The sequence below is a fragment of the Hymenobacter segetis genome, assembly GCF_054776495.1.
In genome coordinates, this window is record NZ_BAAHBV010000003.1 from 316,432 (window position 1) to 334,467 (window position 18,036).

The 18,036-nt window shown below is 62.7% G+C and carries 12 protein-coding genes; 8 read left to right on the forward strand and 4 right to left on the reverse strand.

The annotated features are described in order from the left end of the window. The first annotated feature begins 35 nt into the window (after nt 1-35). On the forward strand, nt 36-1,307 hold the full coding sequence (locus ACYU70_RS18310; RefSeq protein WP_342300716.1) for a GWxTD domain-containing protein: 1,272 nt from the start codon (nt 36-38) through the stop codon (nt 1,305-1,307). Further along, nucleotides 1,244-2,320 (forward strand): 23S rRNA (guanosine(2251)-2'-O)-methyltransferase RlmB, encoded by a 1,077-nt coding sequence (gene rlmB, locus ACYU70_RS18315; protein ID WP_342300717.1) that lies wholly within the window; start codon nt 1,244-1,246, stop codon nt 2,318-2,320. The genes ACYU70_RS18310 and rlmB overlap by 64 nt, the downstream gene beginning before the upstream one ends. 189 nt (nt 2,321-2,509) lie before the next feature. On the opposite strand, the gene ACYU70_RS18320 is transcribed toward rlmB, so the two are convergent. Then, nucleotides 2,510-3,592: a mannose-1-phosphate guanylyltransferase gene (locus ACYU70_RS18320; RefSeq protein ID WP_342300718.1), complete on the reverse strand. Its 1,083-nt coding sequence runs from the start codon at nt 3,590-3,592 to the stop codon at nt 2,510-2,512. 91 nt (nt 3,593-3,683) lie between these two features. Next, entirely contained in the window at nt 3,684-4,697 is a 1,014-nt protein-coding gene (locus ACYU70_RS18325) for a KpsF/GutQ family sugar-phosphate isomerase (RefSeq protein ID WP_342300719.1), read from the reverse strand. Nucleotides 4,698-5,047: 350 nt separating this feature from the next. On the opposite strand from ACYU70_RS18325, the gene recQ reads away from it, so the two are divergent. Together recQ and ACYU70_RS18335 are read left to right on the forward strand one after the other, a co-directional pair. After that, a complete protein-coding gene (gene recQ / locus ACYU70_RS18330) occupies nt 5,048-7,252 on the forward strand; it encodes a DNA helicase RecQ (protein ID WP_342300721.1) in 2,205 nt (734 codons plus the stop codon). A gap of 163 nt (nt 7,253-7,415) precedes the next feature. Further along, nucleotides 7,416-7,916: an EamA family transporter gene (locus tag ACYU70_RS18335; RefSeq protein ID WP_342300722.1), complete on the forward strand. Its 501-nt coding sequence runs from the start codon at nt 7,416-7,418 to the stop codon at nt 7,914-7,916. 8 nt (nt 7,917-7,924) lie between these two features. Here ACYU70_RS18335 and ACYU70_RS18340 read toward each other — a convergent pair whose 3' ends face one another. Continuing rightward, complete coding sequence (locus tag ACYU70_RS18340; protein ID WP_210516910.1) at nt 7,925-8,347, reverse strand: BrxA/BrxB family bacilliredoxin; 423 nt, start codon at nt 8,345-8,347, stop codon at nt 7,925-7,927. 225 nt (nt 8,348-8,572) lie between these two features. Here ACYU70_RS18340 and ACYU70_RS18345 point away from each other — a divergent pair, with 225 nt between their 5' ends. Further along, on the forward strand, nt 8,573-12,556 hold the full coding sequence (locus tag ACYU70_RS18345; RefSeq protein WP_460616067.1) for a S8 family peptidase: 3,984 nt from the start codon (nt 8,573-8,575) through the stop codon (nt 12,554-12,556). 91 nt (nt 12,557-12,647) lie between these two features. Here the strand turns inward: ACYU70_RS18345 and ACYU70_RS18350 are convergent, their stop codons facing one another. Then, nucleotides 12,648-14,312 (reverse strand): M28 family peptidase, encoded by a 1,665-nt coding sequence (locus ACYU70_RS18350; RefSeq protein WP_342300473.1) that lies wholly within the window; start codon nt 14,310-14,312, stop codon nt 12,648-12,650. 357 nt (nt 14,313-14,669) lie between these two features. On the opposite strand from ACYU70_RS18350, the gene ACYU70_RS18355 reads away from it, so the two are divergent. The 3 genes from ACYU70_RS18355 to ACYU70_RS18365 all read left to right on the forward strand — a co-directional run bounded on the left by ACYU70_RS18355 (nt 14,670) and on the right by ACYU70_RS18365 (nt 17,903). Further along, nucleotides 14,670-15,026, forward strand: coding sequence for an ASCH/PUA domain-containing protein (locus ACYU70_RS18355; protein WP_342300474.1), 357 nt, complete (start codon nt 14,670-14,672; stop codon nt 15,024-15,026). Between the two features lie 154 nt (nt 15,027-15,180). Further along, nucleotides 15,181-16,344, forward strand: coding sequence for an ABC transporter ATP-binding protein (locus ACYU70_RS18360; protein ID WP_342300475.1), 1,164 nt, complete (start codon nt 15,181-15,183; stop codon nt 16,342-16,344). Then, nucleotides 16,332-17,903 carry an ABC transporter permease/substrate-binding protein gene (locus tag ACYU70_RS18365; RefSeq protein WP_342300477.1) on the forward strand — a complete coding sequence of 524 codons (1,572 nt, stop codon included), beginning with the start codon at nt 16,332-16,334 and terminating at the stop codon, nt 17,901-17,903. The genes ACYU70_RS18360 and ACYU70_RS18365 overlap by 13 nt, the downstream gene beginning before the upstream one ends. Nucleotides 17,904-18,036: the final 133 nt, after the last annotated feature.

Below are 18,036 nucleotides of genomic sequence, written 5' to 3' on the forward strand. Positions count from 1 at the left end.
TGGCCTTCCTGTCCGTTTTCCCGTAGCTTTAGGATATGCTGGTTCGCTTGCTTTTGTTGGTTGTTTTTGTGCTCACGGCCTTCGCGCCTCTGGCCCCGCGTCCCGACTACGCCGGCCTCTACCGCGACGCCCCGCACCTGGACGTGGACACCCGCCGCGAGGGCGACAGCCTGCGCCTCTACCTACGCTTGCCCGCCCCCGCCCGCCTGGGGCCGGGCCACCCGCTGCGCCTGGCCGCCTGGCCCAGCTACGAAGCCAAGCTGCCGCTGTGGCAGGACAGCATAGCGCGCCGCCGGCAGCACCCGCGCCCCGAGGCCGATGGCAGCCTGCGCCTCAGCTTCTGCATTGCCGCCGCCCGTGTGCCCGCCGGGGCCATTATGCAGCTCACCACTGCCCCCGCCGATGCCAAAGACGACTATCAGGAGCCCACCACCACCGCCTGGCTGCGCCTGACCGAAGCCGTGCTGGCCCGGCCCTTCGTGCTCACCGATTCAGTGGGGCAGCCGCTGTCCCGCCGCTACGTGCGGGCCGGCGAAACCTTCGGCGTGGACAGCTACGGCCTGATGCAGCCCGTGCGCTGGAAGCGCTACGCCGTGACGCCCACCCCCGCCCTACCGCCCATGACCAGCCCCGCCGCCATGCCCGCCGGCCCGCGCCTGCTGCCCGTCCTCGACTCGGCCGAAGCCCGGCCCGGCGAGCCGCTGCGCTTCCGTGAGCCCGGCCTGTATGCGCTGAAGGTGGGCGGCGCGGGCGGCATGCCCACCCGCACGCTGGCCGTGCTGGTGGGGGCCAATAACTACCCCGCCCTCACCACGGCTTCGGAACTGATTGAGCCGCTGCGCTACCTCACCACCAGCCAGGAGCGTCAGCGCCTCACCGACGCGCCCGACCCCAAGCGGGCGGTGGATAAATTCTGGCTCGACATTGCCAAAGGCAACCAGCGCCAGGGCAAGGAATTGATTCGGCAATTCTACGGCCGCGTCACGGCGGCCAACCGCCTTTTTGCCGCCCACAAGGCCGGCTGGCTCACCGATAGGGGCTTGCTGTACGTGGTGCTGGGGCCGCCGCCAAGCGTGCGGCGGCTGTTCAACGGCGAGGAACGGTGGTTTTATTCGGAGGGCGGGCTGGGCGGCGGGCCCATCACCTACACCTTCCGGCCCCGGCCGAGTACCTTTGCCCCTGATTACTACGAATTGGTGCGCCGGCCCGAGTACGAACTGCTCTGGTATGCCGCCGTTGAAAAATGGAGAACCCCACTGACCGCCCTGACCGGCCCGAACGCCCCAACCGACCTGCCCGCCCGGTAGCCGGCCGCCGCTTTTACGATGGTGCCAACCGCCCCGTCACCCCGAAACAGTTCCGCCCCGACCGTGGCGGCTCTGAGTTCGACGAACGCCCCGCCCGCCCCCGTGGCCGCGGCGGCTCCGACAACCGCGACGAAGCCGCTGGCGACCGCACCGGCCGCTCCGACCGCAACGAGTCGCGCCCGCCCTACCGCGAGCGTAGCGAAAGCAGCGAACGCGGCAGCAACGCCGGCGGCGAGCGTCCCCGCTACGAAAACCGCTCGGCCCAGCCGGCCAGCATCGACATGCTCTTCGGCCTGCGCCCCATTCAGGAAGCGCTGAACGCGGGCCGCACATTGGAGAAGATTTTCCTGCTGCGCGGCACCAAAAACAGCCTCGTAACGGATATCTCGGCGGCCGCCCGCGCGGCAGGAATCCAGGTGCAGCTGGTGCCCGTGGAGAAGCTCGACAACCTGACCCGCAAGAACCACCAGGGCGCGGTAGCCTTCGTGTCACCCATCGACTACGCGCCGCTGGACACCATCGTAACCGGCCTGTTTGAGGAAGGCAAAGTACCCTTCCTGCTGCTCCTCGACCGCATTACCGATGTGCGCAACTTCGGCGCCATTGCCCGCACAGCTGAGTGCTTGGGCGTGCAGGCCATCGTAGTGCCCAGCCGGGGCGCGGCCCAAATCAACGGCGACGCGCTGAAAACGTCGGCCGGGGCGCTGAATATTCTGCCTGTCTGCCGCGAGAATAACCTGCACGAAACCATCCGCTTCCTCCAACAGTCCGGCATCACGGTAGTGGCCTGTACCGAGAAAGCCGACGAAGCCGTAGGCACTGCCGAAGTCGATTTCACCGGCCCCGTGGCCGTCCTCATGGGCTCGGAAGAAGACGGCATTTCGCCCGACCTCCTGAACCTAGCCGACGTGAAGCTGAAAGTGCCCATGATTGGCCAGATTCAGAGCCTGAACGTGGGCGTAGCTGCCGGCATTATGATGTTTGAAGTGGCCCGCCAGCGTGTGAACGCCTAGCTGATTTGAAAAGCCCCAGCGGGGCGACATATCGGTAGTAAAACCATCCTATTTGGTTGATAAAAAGCCCCAGCGGGGCGACATTCGTTGAACGAGTGTCGCCCCGCTGGGGCTTTTTGAGTTTTTGCTCGTCGGTTACTACCGATATGTCGCCCCGCTGGGGCTATCGGATATATTCCGGGCTGGTCCCTAATTGTACCCCCCACCCTTCTTCGCCTTCACATCCGCTACGAAATCCTTCACCCGCTGCTCCTCGCTGCGCTTGCAGATGAGCAGCACGTTGTCGTACTCGGCCACGATGTAGTCCTCCAAACCCTGCACCACCACGAGGCGGTCGGCGGGGGTTTTGATGACGCAACCGGTGGTGTCGTAGAGCAGCACGTCGCCGCTCACCATGTTGTTATTTTCGTCGTGGTTGCCGATGCGGTGCAGCGAATCCCAGGTGCCCACGTCGCTCCAGCCGAAATCGGCCGGCAGGACGTACACGTTATCCGCCTTTTCCATCACGCCATAGTCGATGCTGATGTTGCGGCAGCGCGAGTAGGCGCGGCTGATGAATTCCTCTTCCTCGGGCGTGCCCAGCTGGTCGGCACCTTCATCAAATACTTCGGCGATGTCGCTTAGGTAGTGGTGGAAGGCATTGATAATGACCTCAGCGCGCCACACAAACAGGCCGGAATTCCAGAGGAAGTCGCCGCTGTCCACAAACATGCGGGCCAGCTCCAGATTGGGCTTTTCGGTGAAGGTTTTCACCTTGTGCAGTTGGCCGCCGGGCAGGCTCTGGTCGTCCATGTACTGGATGTAGCCGTAGCCGGTATCGGGCCGCGAGGGCTGGATGCCGAGGGTGATGAGCACGTCGCTGGCCCGGGCGGCGGCCACGGCGATGCCAATGAGACGGCGGAACTCGTCTTCGCGCAGCACGGCGTGGTCGGCGGGCGTCACGATGATAGTGGCTTTCGGGTCGCGCTTGGCAATGCGGTAGCTGGCGTAGGCGATACACGGCGCGGTATTGCGGCCAATGGGCTCGCCCAGAATCTGGTCGGCTGGCAGCTCAGGCAGGTGCTCCTGCACTAGGTCCACGTAGTCGCGGTTGGTTACCACAAACACGTTCTCGGGCGGGCAGATGCCCTTGAAGCGGTCCACGGTGAGCTGGAGCATGGAGCGGCCCGTGCCCAGCACGTCATGAAACTGCTTGGGATGGTTGGTGCGGCTGAACGGCCAGAACCGGCTGCCAATACCGCCAGCCATGACGACGATGTAGGTGGAATTCATTGGGCAAATGTAAAGGAGAACGGAGTACAGAGTACGCCCCGAAGGGCTTCTGTTAAATTAACAAACATTATATATAATAAAATAAATACAATCAGACCAATCCTTCTCGGAGCAAATCATGCAGGTGGATGAAACCGGCAAACCGGCCGTCCTCCGTCACCACCAGCTGCGTGATGTTGCGGCTCTGCATCCGCGCCAGGGCTTCGGCGGCAAAGTCTTCCACATCAATCGTAGCGGGCCGGGGTGTGAGGATGTCGCGGGCCTTGAGCTTTTCCAGGTCCGAGAAGCTGCCCAGCATCCGGCGCAGGTCGCCGTCGGTGATGATGCCGGCGAGCTGGCCGGCCCCGTCGAGTACGGCGGTAGCCCCGAGGCGCTTGCCGGAGATTTCGAGCAATACATCCTTTAGCGGCGCGTCCTCCTGCACCTGGGGGCGCTGGTTCTGACGGCTGAGGTCGCCCACTTTCAGGTAGAGGCGCTTGCCGAGGGTGCCGCCGGGGTGCAGCCGGGCAAAGTCGGCGGCCGTGAACTGGCGGCTTTCGAGCAGGCACACGGCCAGGGCGTCGCCCAGGGCCAGGGCGGCGGTGGTGCTGGTGGTGGGGGCCAGGTTGTTGGGGCAGGCCTCCTTGGTTACGGGGGCGTGCAGCACGTAGGTGGCCTGCTGGGCCAGGTAGGAGTCGGCGTTGCTTACGAGCGCGGCCAGCGGCACGCCCTTGCGGCGCAGCAGCGGCACCAGCACCTTGATTTCGGGCGTGTCGCCGCTCTTGCTGATGGCGATGACGAAATCCTCGGGCTGAATCATGCCCAAGTCGCCGTGAATGGCATCGGCGGCGTGCATGAATAGGGCCGGCGTGCCGGTGCTGTTGAGCGTGGCCACGATTTTGCCCGCGATGTGGGCGCTTTTGCCAATGCCGGTGACTACTACACGACCCTTCAATTGCAGAATAGCTTGCACGCAGGTCACGAAATCGGGGGTGACGGCCAGGGCATCGGCCACGGCGCGCACGGCGTCGGCCTCTTCGTACAACACCTGGCGGGCAATGGCAAGCACATCGGCGGCAACGGGGGCCGCACCGGTAGCATTCTCGGAATGAAGAGTAACAGGCATGGATAAGACACGAAATGTTATTGCAAAATTGGGGGAAAGAAGCTAAGCCCGCCTTCCCTGGCTAAAACCAGGTTGCTCAGGCTAAAGGATAATTTGCCTCAAGCCAACAACCCAATTACGTCAACTTGAGTCGTTCGCAACTTCAGAAACAGCTTATTCCTGGAGATGGATGAGTCCGAAAGCCCGACATTACTAAATAGCTTCTGCCCGTTTTGAAAGAGCTGGCAATATGAATAAATTGTTTTCCACAATTCATGAAAAACACCATTTTTCATGCTAAAAATTGAGGCTATTGCTTATCTTCGTTATGAACCGCGAGTCGGTACGCATTTCATTAATGCTTTCGTCCTATGTCATCAGTTGCCCTCCAAGAAGCCCCGGTCCTCACGGCCGATTTGAAACATACACTTAAGGAAGTATTCGGCTACGGCCAGTTTCGGGGCACGCAAGAGGCTGTTATTCAAAACGTACTTGCCGGGCACAACACGTTTGTGATTATGCCCACCGGCGCGGGCAAAAGCCTGTGCTACCAGCTGCCGGCCCTGGTGGTGCCGGGCACGGCCATCGTCATTTCGCCCCTCATCGCCCTGATGAAGAACCAGGTCGACCAGCTCGGAGCCTTCGGCGTTAATGCTCAGGTGTACAATTCGACCCTGACCAAAACCGAGATGAAACGGGTGCAAAAAGACGTGATGAGCGGCGAGGTTCGCCTGCTCTACGTGGCCCCCGAAAGCCTGACCAAAGACGACACCATTGACTTCCTGCTGAAATCGACCATTAGCTTCGTAGCGATTGACGAGGCCCACTGCATTTCGGAGTGGGGCCACGATTTCCGCCCCGAATACCGCAAGATTCGCGGCATTATTGATAACCTGGGCGGCAACGTGCCGATTATCGCCCTCACGGCCACGGCCACACCCAAAGTGCAGCTGGACATCCAGAAAAACCTGCACATGGACGACGCCAGCGTCTTCAAAACCAGCTTCAACCGCACCAACCTCTACTACGAGGTGCGCGCCAAGCACAACACCAAAAAGCAGCTGATTCAGTACGTGAAGCAGCACAAGGGCAAGGCGGGCATCATTTACTGCCTGAGCCGCAAGAAGGTGGAGGAAATTGCCGAACTGCTGCGCGTGAACGACGTGCGCGCCCGCCCCTACCACGCCGGCCTCGACCAGCAGGTTCGCATTGATAATCAGGATGCTTTCCTGAATGAGGAATGCGACGTGATTGTGGCTACCATCGCCTTTGGCATGGGCATCGACAAGCCCGACGTGCGCTTCGTGATTCACTACGATGCGCCCAAATCCATCGAGGGCTACTACCAGGAAACCGGCCGCGGCGGCCGCGACGGTCTGGAAGGCAACTGCCTGATGTTCTACAGCTACGACGACATTCTGAAGCTGGAAAAATTCAGCAAGGACAAGCCGGTGACGGAGCGCGACAACGCCCACCAGCTGCTAGCCGAAATGACCAACTACGCCGAAAGCGCCGTGTGCCGCCGCCGCCAGCTGCTGCACTATTTCGGCGAGCAGCTGGATACTGACTGCGGTTTCTGCGACAACTGCCGCCACCCCAAGGAGCGGTTTGAGGGCGAAGCGGCCGTGGGCCTGGCCCTACGCGCTACGGTGCAGACGGAGGCGCGGTTCAACCTCAACCATATCGGCCAGGTGTTGCTGGGGCTCAACAACCCGCACATCGAGAGCTACGCGCACAATGCGCTGCCGGTGTATGGCCAGGGCAAGGAGCTGGGCGATGCGCAGTTCTGGCACTCGGTGCTGCGCCAGTGCCTGCTAAACGGCTTTTTGGAGAAGGACATTGACAGCTTGGGCTTGGTGCGCATCACGGACAAGGGCATGGATTTCATCGAAAACCCGCGCTCCATCACCCTCACCCGCGACCACAACTTCGACGAGGAGCAGAAGGCCGACGAGGAAAAGGAGGAAGTGCAGCACGCCGCCGGCCACGACGAAGCCCTGTTTACCCAGCTCAAGGAGTTGCGCAAGCAGGTGGCCAAGCAGAAAAACCTGCCGCCCTACGTCCTCTTCCAGGACCCGAGCCTGAAGGAGATGGCCACCACCTACCCCACTTCGCTGCACGACCTCACGCACGTATCGGGCGTGGGCCAGGGCAAGGCCCAGAAGTTTGGCGCGCCTTTCGTGGCCGCCATCAAGAAGTACGTGGAAGACAACGACATCGAAACCGCCGAGGACGTGGTGGTGAAGTCGGCCGTGAACCGCTCGAAAATCAAAATCTACATCATCCAGCAAATCGACAAGAAGATGATGCTGGAAGACATCGCCTCGTCCAAGGGCATTTCGATGGCCGAACTGATGGAGGAAGTAGAGCACATCTGCTACTCCGGCACCCGCCTGAACATCGACTACTACCTGGAAGAAATGGTAGAGGAAGAGGTGCAGGACGAGATTTACGACTATTTCATGGCGGCCAGCACGGATAACATTGCGGTGGCGATGAAGGAGCTGGGCGATGATTTCACGGAAGAAGAGCTGCGTCTGGTGCGCGTGAAATTCCTGAGCGAGGTAGCGAACTAGGCCGCTTCGAATTAAATAATAGACGAAAAAGCCGCTCTAATTAGAGCGGCTTTTTCGTTTTCTGAGGCACTTTGCAGTTTTATCTCACGAACCCTGTTTAACTGGTCGCGTATTGTCAGAAGTGCTCAGCGCGCAGCTAAGCAGGTGCTTTTGGAGCCTTAATATGTGGATTGTCTTCGCGTTGCTGGCCGCCCTGGCCTCAGCCTCGGTAGTCACGTTGTCGAAAGCCGCGATTAAGGATGTGCCGCCCAGCTTGGTGTTTGCCATTGAGGCCGTGCTAATTTTGCTGGTATCGTGGGCCACGGTGCTGTTTCAGGATTTGGTGCCGGATATTGCCCGGATTGAGCGCAAAACCTGGCTGGTGCTGGTGGTGGCGGGCATGCTCACGGCCGTGTCGTCGCTACTGGTGTTTCGGGCGCTGTCTATTGGTGATGCTTCGCGGGTGTCGCCGCTCACCAATATTTCGCTGGTGTTTTCCGTGACGCTGGCGGCAATTTTCCTTCGGGAAAAACTGAGCTGGCAGGTGATGCTGGGGGCTGGCCTGATGGCCAGCGGCGCCATCCTGATTGCGATGACCAAACCGGCCGACAGGAACGAAAACATCAAAAAAAATGGCCGTCCCGCAACCGGAACGACCATTTACAAATCCAAGCCAGCGGCTTGATTATCGACTTAGCAATACTCTTCGAACGCGCCTTGCAGGTTGTTCACGATGCGCATGGCATCGGAGCCTTCGATGTGGTAGCGCTCAATCATGTGCACCAGCTCGCCATCTTTGAACAGGGCGATGCAAGGGGATGAGGGCGGGTATGGGAGCAGGTGCTCGCGCATTTTGGCCACGGCGTCGGTTTCCATGCCGGCGAACACCGTCACCAGTTTGCCGGGCTTTTTGTCGGCGCTGGCGAGGGCCATTTTCAGGGCGGGGCGGGCTTTAGCGGCGGCGCAGCCGCACACCGAGTTCACGGCCACCAGCACGGTGCCTTCATTCGAGGCGAGAGCGGAATCAACCTCCTCGGGGGTCATGAGCTGCTCGAAACCAACTTCGGTGAGGTCCTGGCGGATGGGGGCCACCATGTATTCGGGATAAACTGCCATTGTCGTAAGTATTATTTAAAAAGCGGCGCGGCCGCGGGCGGGTACAAAAGTACGGCATGGGCCGGACTGTCCCACATAAGTTCGCAGTGGGCCAAAAGGTTCGGACGCTAGCTCCGGTGCGCGGCCGATGATTTTAATTCATTGGAGTAAGCACGTTTACAAAGATTTGCCATACCTTGTTGTTCCACAAATCTTTCTGGTCTTTTTACCATTTAATTTCATCATATGAGATTTTCTCTACCCTCCTATCGGCTGGGAATGAAGGTGCTGCTGGGCCTGACGGCCTGGGCCAGCCTGGGCCACCCGGCATCGGCCCAGGTGCAGCCACGCCCCACATCCGAAGTGCTGCGTACCCAGCGCAAAACCGTGGCGACGGCCACTACCAAGGCTCCCGCCAAAGCCAGCCCGCGCCTCGACGCCGAACTTCAGCGCCTGCTGGGGCAGGCCAGCGGCACCAGCCAGACGGAAGCCCTTACTACCAGCCAGTTGCGGGCCAGCCACCCGCACCTGCGCTTTGGCCAGCAGGCGGGCCGGCCCACGGTGCTGGTGCACATCATGGCGAAGGACGTAGCGGCGCTGCTGCCCAGCCTCCAGAGCCGGGGCTTTGAGGTAACCGCCTCTTATCCGAAGCTGCATTTTGTGGAAGGCATGCTGCCTATCAGCCAGCTAGCCAACGCCGATGCGTTGGTTAGCAATGGCTTGCTGGGCATCATGGCCTCGTTCGAGCCTGAAACCGATGGCGGCCTGGTGACCAGCCAAGCCGACTACGTGCTGGAAGCGGCCCGTGCCCGCGCCACCCGCCCCAAGCAGGTGACGGGGGCCGGCGTGACCATTGGCGTGCTCAGTGATTCGTTCAACTACCTGGGCGGGGCGGCCACGGACGTGGCCTCGGGCGACCTGCCCGCCGCCGGCGTGCGCGTGCTGGTCGAGAGCGGCTCGACCGACGAAGGGCGCGGCATGTGCCAGCTCATTTATGACCTGGCCCCCGGCGCGGCGCAGGTGTTCAGCACGGCCAATGGCGGCGAGGGCACCTTTGCCCAGCACATCCGCGACCTGGCCAGCGCGGCTGGTGGCGCCTGCAAGGTGATTGTGGATGATGTGCGCTACTTCACCGAACCGTACTTTCAGGATGGAGTTATTGCCCAGGCGGTTACCGACGTGGTGAACACGTCGAACGTGACGTATTTCGCTTCGGCCGGCAACTACGCCGACAAAAGCTACGAAACCACCGCCCCGCAATTTGTGGCCAACGCCAACGGCGTGCGCTGCCTCAACTTCGACGTATCGGGCACTACCACCGACCTCACGCAGCGCATCACCATTGCCAACGGGGCCACTTTCTACCCGGTGCTGCAATGGTCCGACCCGTTTTACACCACCAACGGTGTGCGGACGGACCTGGATATGTTCATCCTTGGGATAAGAAGCACGGGCGTCGTGGACACCGTATTCCGGAGCAACACCCGCAACCTGCTCACGCAGGTGCCCATGGAGCCCATTTTCTTTACTAACTCCGCCGCCATCGGCACCACCACCTTCGACCTGGTAATTGTGTGGAAAGCTGGCATTCAGCCCGCCCGCCTGAAGTACGTAAACCGGGGCAGCGCCAGCCCCTCGGAGTGGCTCACCGGCAGCCACACTTCCTACGGCCACTCCTCGGCGGCCGAGGCGTTTGCCGTGGCCGCCGTGCCCTACTACAACCAGCGCGTGCCCGAAAGCTTCACCTCGAAAGCCGGGCCGATTACCTATCTGTTCTCGCCCACGGGCGTAGCACTCAGCGCCCCGGTGGTGCGCCAAAAGCCCAACATTGCGGCCGTGGATGGCACGAACACCACGTTTTTTGGCAGTGACTATGAAAATGATGGGTTCCCGAACTTCTTCGGCACCTCGGCGGCGGCCCCGCATGCGGCGGCGGTAGCGGCGTTGCTGCGCTCGTCGGAGCCGGCCCTTACGCCCACGCAGGTGTATAGCCGTCTGGTGGGAAGCGCGCGTCTCCTCGGAACGACGGCGACTGATGCGCTTACCGGCCCCGGCCTGATTGATGCCTTCACGGCGCTGTATGGCCCCGTGGTGGCCGCCACGCCGCCCCTGGCCGAAGACCTCGAAAAAGGGGCCCTGCCAGTGAGCTGGAACGTGAACGGCTACGGCGCGGCCCGCCCCCAGGTGCTGACGCTGGCCCCGGCTTCGGGCGTGCAGAGCCTGGTGCTGGACGCGCAGCCGGGCATCAACTCGGTGTTTTCGCTAAACGAGGCCACCTTGTTTTTGCAGGGTGCCACGGCCACCAATTTGCAGCTGACGTTCCGCGAGCGCAAGTTCTCGGCTGAAACGGACGAGCTGATGCCCACGCAGTTCACGGGCCGCAGCAACACCGACGGCGTGGCTATGAGCGTGGACGGCGGCACCAACTGGTACCGCATCTTCGACCTGACCGGCACCAACGCCACCACCACCTTCCAAACCAAAACGGTGGACCTGACGGCCTTCGCCTCGGCCAACAGCCTCACGCTGGGCAACGACATCCGCATCAAGTTTCAGCAATACGGGCGCGGCGGCGCAACGGCCACGGCCGGCAGCGGCCGGGCTTTTGATGATATTGTGGTGGGCAGCCGCACGCCCGCGCCCGCTCCGTTGTACACCTACAGTCTACCCACCACCGGCTGCCCCGGCCTGCAGGTGCAGTACACCGATTCCTCGTTGTTCCGCCCCACTTCCTGGGCCTGGACCTTTGCGGGCGGTACACCGGCTACCTCCACCCTGCGCAACCCCAACGTGACCTACAACACGCCCGGCCGCCACAGCGTGACGCTGAGCGTGAGCAACGCCGCCGGCACCGTGGCCCGCACCGATACCGGCGTGGTAGTGATATCGGGCCGCGCCCCGGTAGCCACCATCACTAATACCAGCCTCGTCATCTGCCCCGGCGAATTCGTCACGTTTGGCAGTACGGCACTGTATTGTCCCAGCACCTACGCCTGGACCATTCCGGGCGGCTCGCCTTCTACTTCAACCACGGCTACCCCGCGCGGCGTGAGCTTCGCCACGGCCGGCAACTACACCGTCACCCTCACGGTGACCAATGCTTACGGCAGCAGCACCAGCTCGGTGCTGGTGGAAGTGGGGGGCAAAGCGCCGACGCCCACTATCACCAGCACCAATCCCGGCATTTGCCGCGGGGGCACGGTCACGTTTGGCAGCACCACGCTGAACTGCCCCAGCACCTATGCCTGGAGCTTTCCGGGCGGCTCGCCGGCCACCTCCACCAGCGCCAACCCCGGCGCGGTTACCTACGCCACCGCCGGCAACTACACTGCTACGCTGATTGCGACTAACCCGTATGGCAGCACGACGACCACGCTCATCGTGGACGTGGACGGCCAAGCGGTACCCTTCATCGAGAATTTCAACGCGGCGGCAACCCTGCCGCGCGGCTGGTCGCTCGTTGCGCCCACTCCGGCTTACTCATGGGGCCTGCTTAACAATATTATCGGGCGCACCGGCACGGCCAGCCGGGTTGCGGTTGTGCCGTTTGCCAGCGACCCCAACCGAGGCGAACGCATTGCGGCGTACACGCCGGCGCTCAACCTGACCCGTGCCGGCACCTCCGCGCTCACCCTCCTGTTCGACCTGGCCTACCGCCCTTTCTCCAGCACTGCCGGCGGGACCGTGACGGACAATGACTCGCTCAGCGTGCAGGTGGTCGATGCCTGCACCGGCCTTGTGCTGGGCCGCCCCTACGCCAAAAGCGCCCTCACCAACCTGCCCACCGGAGGCAGCCTGCCCACCTTCACCCCTGCCGCCGCCAGCGACTGGCGCCAAGAAACCGTGGACCTCACGCCCTACCGCGGCCACAGCGTGGTCCTGCGCTTCATCGGCCGCAACCAGTACGGCAACAACCTGTACCTCGACAACGTGCAGGTATACGACGGCGTGCTGTCCCTCACCTCGGTGGCCAATGCCGTGGGCTTCGAAGCCTGGCCCAACCCCACGCCCAGCGGCACGGCGCTCAACCTGCGCCTGCCCGCCTTCACTGGCAAGGTGAGCCTGCGGCTGATTGATGCCCTGGGCCGCGTGGTGTGGCAGGAGGCCGTGCAGCAAACCGGCGCGCCGCTGGAGCGCACCCTGCGCACCGGCCTGGCCCCCGGCCTCTACGACCTGCTGTACACGCCGGCCAGTGGCACGCCTGCCGCCCGCCACCTCGTGCTGGAATAGCGACTCCTTGTTTTCGACAAAAAAGGCCGGGCGACTATCGCCCGGCCTTTTTTGTTGGCTATTCTGAAGGTGAACGGGACAATTCCGGTTCTTACCGGCGGCCGTAGCGCTGGCCGAAAAAGTCACCCTGGTTCCAGATGGGCCGGGCGGGGTCCTGTGCCACCTGGTAGCCGATGAGGAAGCACAGCTGCACATACTTGCGACCGGCCTCAAAGTCAAAACGGCCGTTGATGTCGTCCTGCGGTTTGTGGTAGGTCACGGCGCGCCATTTCTGCACGTCTTCGCTGAGGTTGTTGCGGCCGTCGGCGGTTTTGTTGCCGTATTTGATGTGCAAGGCCGGAATGCCGGCCGTCACGAAGCTGTACTGGTCGCTGCGGATGAAGCGGTTCTGTTCCGGCTCGGGGTCCTGCTCCAGGTCGATGGCCATGTAAGCGCAGGCCTTTTTCACGGGCTCGATGAGCGTGGAATGCGGGGCTCCCAGCGCCACCACGCTCAGTAGCGGGGCAATGAGGGTGGGCATATCCATATTGATATCGGCCACGATTTTGGCCTTGGGCACGGTGGGATTGGCCGCGAAGGCCGACGAGCCCAGCAGGCCCAGCTCCTCCCCGGTCATGAAGGCGAAGAGCATGGTGCGCTTCGGCTTTTCCTTGAGCTTGGAGTAGATTTTGGCGATTTCGAGCACGCACGAAACGCCCGAAGCATTGTCGTGCGCGCCGTTGTTGATGGAGTCGCCCTTCACCGGCGCGGTCACGCCCAAGTGGTCGAGGTGGGCCGAATGCACCACGTACTCATCGCGCAGCTTCGCATCGGAGCCCACGAATTTGCCCACCACGTTGTAGCTCTCAATGTCTTTATAAGTCGATTGCGCGCTGGCGCTAATCGTCGTTTTCAGCCCCGCCGAGGCTGGTTTGCCACTGCGAATGGCCGCGAAGGCCTGCGTGGTGTCCAGCCCCGAAGTTTGCAGCATACGCTGGAGCGTGGCCGCGCTCACCGCCCCGTAGAACTGCTGCCGACTGCCAACCGCGAAGGTGCGCGACACCGCCACCTTGCCATCGGCCCCGAGCACGCTGTAGGTGCCGGTTTTGAGGTCGGGCAGCGCGCCGGCGTGGGCCGAAGCCAAGATGAACCCCACCGCGCCGTGGTTGATGGCCGCCTTCAGCAGCCCGGCCAAATCCTGGCTGGCCGAGGCCACGGTGGAGGCAAACGTGCGGGGCGCGCCGCGCACAATCATCACCACCTTGCCCTTCACATCGAGGCCGGCGTAATCATCATAGCCCAACTCCGGCGCGCTGATGCCGAAACCGGCGAAGGCCAACGGCGCATTCTGCACGCTGGTGGCGGGCAGTTCGGGGCTGGGGTACACCACGTAGTCCTGGCCGGCGGTGAGGGGCAGCGTGGCTCCCTGCGCATCGCGGGCCGCGAAGGTGGCCCCGGGCTGCAGGAAGGCGCGGCGCAGGCGCACTTTCTGGATGAATGTGCCGCCCTCGCCGGCGGGCTGCACGCCCAGGGTTTTCAGCTGCTGCGTCACGTAGTCGACGGCCATCTGGTAGCCGGGGGTGCCGGCTTTGCGGCCCAGCAGGCGGTCGTCGGCCAGGTAGGCGATGTGGGCTTTGATGTCGGCCGGCTTTACTTGTTCGAGGGCGGCGGCCACGGGCTTAGGCACGGTGAGCGGGGCCGTAGCTGATTGGGACTGCGCATAGGCCGAGCCGCTCAGCAGCAGCGCGGCGGAGAGGGACGAAAGGGAGATTCTCATGCCGTAAAGAAACGTAAGGGGCAAGCATTCGAGGAAAAAACATAACCTGCGCGTAACAGCAGGACACCAGCAGTATCGGAGGCAGAACGGGGCGTTCCACAATCGTTTTTGCCGGCCCCATTCCACTAAAAAGCTCTTGGCCGCGCCGGCCAAACGAGCCAGGGCATTGAAATAATCAGGACGAACTATACTGAAAGGCTTCGCGTTAGTAGCCCTTGTCCCTGTTTTATTAACTATCTTGAGATATAAGCCCGGCATTATTCGGGTGAGCCCCGGCCGCAGCGCAACGCCTTTACAGGCTGCTACTGCCCGCCCGGTTGGCCAGTTGGCCGGCTCCTTTGCTAAATAATTATCGCCATGACTACTTCCCTGACTTCCTATTCCGATGCCATTGCCCCCCAGTTTCAAATCACTGACCCCACGCATCGGCAAACCCACGACCTCAAGACCTGGCCCGAGTGCTTCGCGGCCGTGAAAGCGGGCAATAAGCCCTTCGACGTGCGCCGAAACGAAGAAAACTTCCAGGTGGGCGACTTGCTGATGCTGCGAGAATTTGACCCCGATACCGAGCAGTACACCGGGCGCACCATTACGCGCTGGGTGAGCTATGTGCTGCAGGGTGGCCTGTTTGGCGTGCAGCCCGACTGGTGCGTGCTGGGCTTTAGCGAGCTGGCCCCCATCCCGACGGGCATGACCGATATCCGGCTTTGGTAACAGTGCGGAGAGTTAGGGGTTAAGAGTTGAAAAATCTGTCATCCTGAGCGCAGCGAAGGACCTTGCCACGCTCACATCGACTACCTGCGGCAAAAGTGCGACCGTGATAAGGTCCTTCGCTGCGCTCAGGATGACAATCAAAAGTTCAATCTCCATGCCCGTTATCCGCGCCACTGGCCTGCGCAAGTCGTTTGGCGCGCACACCGTGGTCAATGATGTGTCGTTTGAAGTGGCAGCCGGCGAGACGCTGGTGCTGCTGGGCCCCAGCGGCTGCGGCAAAACCACGCTCCTCAAGCTACTCAACCGCCTGATTGAGCCGGACGGCGGCACCGTGGAAATCAACGGCGCAAACGTGCTGACCCAGCGCCCCGAGGAGTTGCGGCGCGGTATGGGCTACGTCATTCAGCAGGTGGGCTTGCTGCCGCACTACACCGTGGCCGAGAATATTGCGGTGGTGCCGCGCCTGCTGGGCCACGCCCCGGCCGCCATTGCGGCGCGCACCGAGGCGCTGCTCACGCGGCTGCATTTGCCGCCGGGGCGCTATGCCGGGCAGCTGCCGCACCAGCTTTCGGGCGGGCAGCAGCAGCGGGTGGGGCTGGCCCGCGCCCTGGCCGCCGACCCGCCCATTGTGCTGCTCGATGAGCCCTTCGGGGCCCTCGACCCGGTGACGCGGGCCAGCATCCGGCGCGAGTTTCGGGAGCTGGAGGAATTGAAAAACAAGACCGTGGTGCTGGTGACGCACGATGTGACGGAAGCCTTCGAGTTGGCCGACCGGATTATGCTGCTCGACGGCGGCCGGATTCAGCAGCTGGGCACACCGCGTGAGCTGCTGTTTCGGCCGGCCAATGGCTTTGTGCGGGACTTTTTCGCGGCCGAGCGGCTGGCGTTGCAGCTGCGCACGCTGACGCTGGGTGATGTTTGGCCGGATGCGCAGGCTTTTCCCTCCCTAATCGACCATCAAAGAGTCGATTTCGAGGGTCTGACCTCCGCAATCGAGCCAAAAAGAGTCGATATCGAGCTAATGAAGGTCGATATCGACCCTTCGACCCGCGCAATCGAGCCAAAAAGAGTCGAAATCGGGGGTTCGACCCTCGAAATCGAGCCAAAGAGGGTCGAAATCGGGGGGTCGACCCTCGATTTAACCGATACGACTACCGTGTTAACCGATACTACCGTGTTAACCGATACGACTACCGTGCACGATGCTTTGGAGGCGCTGACTAGTACCACGCCGGCGACCGCATCTTTTACGGTAGCACAATTAATGGCAGCCTTCGGCGAGGCGCTGCAACGGGAGGAGGACGCATGGAAACGCTAACGGCCCTGTTCACTTTCTGGCGCGAGCAGGCGGGCAAGCTGGGCGAGCAAACGGTGCAGCACATCGGCCTCACGGCTGGCTCGCTGCTGCTTGGGGTGCTGCTGGGCGTGCCACTGGGGCTGTTTTTGTCGCGCCGGCCGCGCTGGGCTCCGGCGGTGCTGGGCCTGGCCGGCGTGCTTCAGACGGTGCCGAGCATTGCCCTGTTGGGGTTTCTGATTCCGCTGCTGGGCATTGGGCCGAAGCCGGCCATTTTCGCGCTGTTCCTGTATTCGCTGCTGCCCATCATTCGCAACACGTTTGAGGGCATCCGGGGGGTGCCGCCGGCGGTGGTGGAGGCCGCCCGGGGCCTGGGCCTGACCGATGGACAGGTGCTGCGGCAGGTAGAATTTCCGCTGGCGCTGCCGGTGCTCATGGCCGGCATCCGCACGGCTACGGTGATAAACGTGGGGGTGGCTACGCTGGCGGCCTACGTGGCGGCGGGCGGGCTGGGCGAGTTCATTTTCGGCGGCATCGCGCTCAATAATCCGGTGATGATACTGGCCGGGGCGCTGCCCGCCGCCGGGCTGGCGCTGGCGTTTGATGCGCTGCTGGGCGGGGTGCAAAAGCTGAGCACCAAGCGCCTGGGCCGGGTGGGCGCGGCACTGCTGGTGGCGCTGCCGCTGCTGGGCGGGTTGTATTTGCTGCCCCAGGCCAAGGGCCGGCTGCGGGCCGGGTTCAGCCCCGAGTTTGTGGGGCGGGCCGATGGGCTGCCGGGCCTCACCCAGACCTACGGCCTAGTGCGGCTGCCGAGCGTGGTGCTGGCCCCTGCGCTGGTGTACGAGGCCGCCCGCCACGCCGACGTGGACGTAATCGACGGCTACAGCACCGACGGCCGCATCCGGGCCTACGGCCTGCGCGTGCTGCGCGACGACCGCCGGGTGTTTCCGCCCTACTACGCGGTGCCCGTGGTGCGGCCAGAACTGCTGCGCCAGCACCCGGAGCTGGGGGCAATTTTGGCGAAGCTGGATGGGCAGATTTCCGACTCGGTGATGACCGATTTGAACTACCGGGCCGATTATTTACATCAAGACCCGAAAGCCATTGCCGAGGCCTTTTTGCGGCGGCGCGGGCTGTGGCGGGCGGCGCGGGCGGCCGTGGCGGGCGCGCCGGTGGTGCGGCTGGGCTCAAAGATTTTCGCCGAGCAATACATTCTGGCCGAGCTGTACGCGGCCCTCATTCGGGGCAATACCGACCTGGCGGTGGAAACCAAAACCGGGCTGGGCGGCACTACCATCTGCTTCGAGGCCTTGAAAAGTGGAGCCATTGATATGTACCCCGAGTACACCGGCACGGGGCTGCTGGTGCTGCTCCAGCCCCGGCCGGCGGTGGTCGATTCGCTGGGCGGGCGGCCGGCGGCGGTGCTGGGCTACGTGCGGGCCGAGTTTCGGCGGCGCTTCGGGCTGGAATGGCTGGCCCCGCTGGGCTTCAACAACACCTACGCGCTGCTGATGCGCGGGCGGCAGGCGCGGGAGTTGGGTATTGGGAGCGTATCGGACTTGGGCGGGTACCTGCGGCGGTGAGGTGGGTTGGTGGGTTAAAAGAACGTCATGCTGAGCGCAGTCGAAGCATCTCTACCGCAGCAGTAACCCCTTTCGATTGGATTAGTTGCGCGGTAGAGATGCTTCGACTGCGCTCAGCATGACGTTCTGTTTT

Coding starts and splice junctions, on each gene's coding strand:
- ACYU70_RS18310 (WP_342300716.1), top strand. CDS start 36: ATGCTGGTTCGCTTGCTTTTGTTGGTTGTTTTTGTGCTCACGGCCTTC.
- rlmB (WP_342300717.1), top strand. CDS start 1,244: ATGGAGAACCCCACTGACCGCCCTGACCGGCCCGAACGCCCCAACCGA.
- ACYU70_RS18320 (WP_342300718.1), bottom strand. CDS start 3,592: ATGAATTCCACCTACATCGTCGTCATGGCTGGCGGTATTGGCAGCCGG.
- ACYU70_RS18325 (WP_342300719.1), bottom strand. CDS start 4,697: ATGCCTGTTACTCTTCATTCCGAGAATGCTACCGGTGCGGCCCCCGTT.
- recQ (WP_342300721.1), top strand. CDS start 5,048: ATGTCATCAGTTGCCCTCCAAGAAGCCCCGGTCCTCACGGCCGATTTG.
- ACYU70_RS18335 (WP_342300722.1), top strand. CDS start 7,416: ATGTGGATTGTCTTCGCGTTGCTGGCCGCCCTGGCCTCAGCCTCGGTA.
- ACYU70_RS18340 (WP_210516910.1), bottom strand. CDS start 8,347: ATGGCAGTTTATCCCGAATACATGGTGGCCCCCATCCGCCAGGACCTC.
- ACYU70_RS18345 (WP_460616067.1), top strand. CDS start 8,573: ATGAGATTTTCTCTACCCTCCTATCGGCTGGGAATGAAGGTGCTGCTG.
- ACYU70_RS18350 (WP_342300473.1), bottom strand. CDS start 14,312: ATGAGAATCTCCCTTTCGTCCCTCTCCGCCGCGCTGCTGCTGAGCGGC.
- ACYU70_RS18355 (WP_342300474.1), top strand. CDS start 14,670: ATGACTACTTCCCTGACTTCCTATTCCGATGCCATTGCCCCCCAGTTT.
- ACYU70_RS18360 (WP_342300475.1), top strand. CDS start 15,181: ATGCCCGTTATCCGCGCCACTGGCCTGCGCAAGTCGTTTGGCGCGCAC.
- ACYU70_RS18365 (WP_342300477.1), top strand. CDS start 16,332: ATGGAAACGCTAACGGCCCTGTTCACTTTCTGGCGCGAGCAGGCGGGC.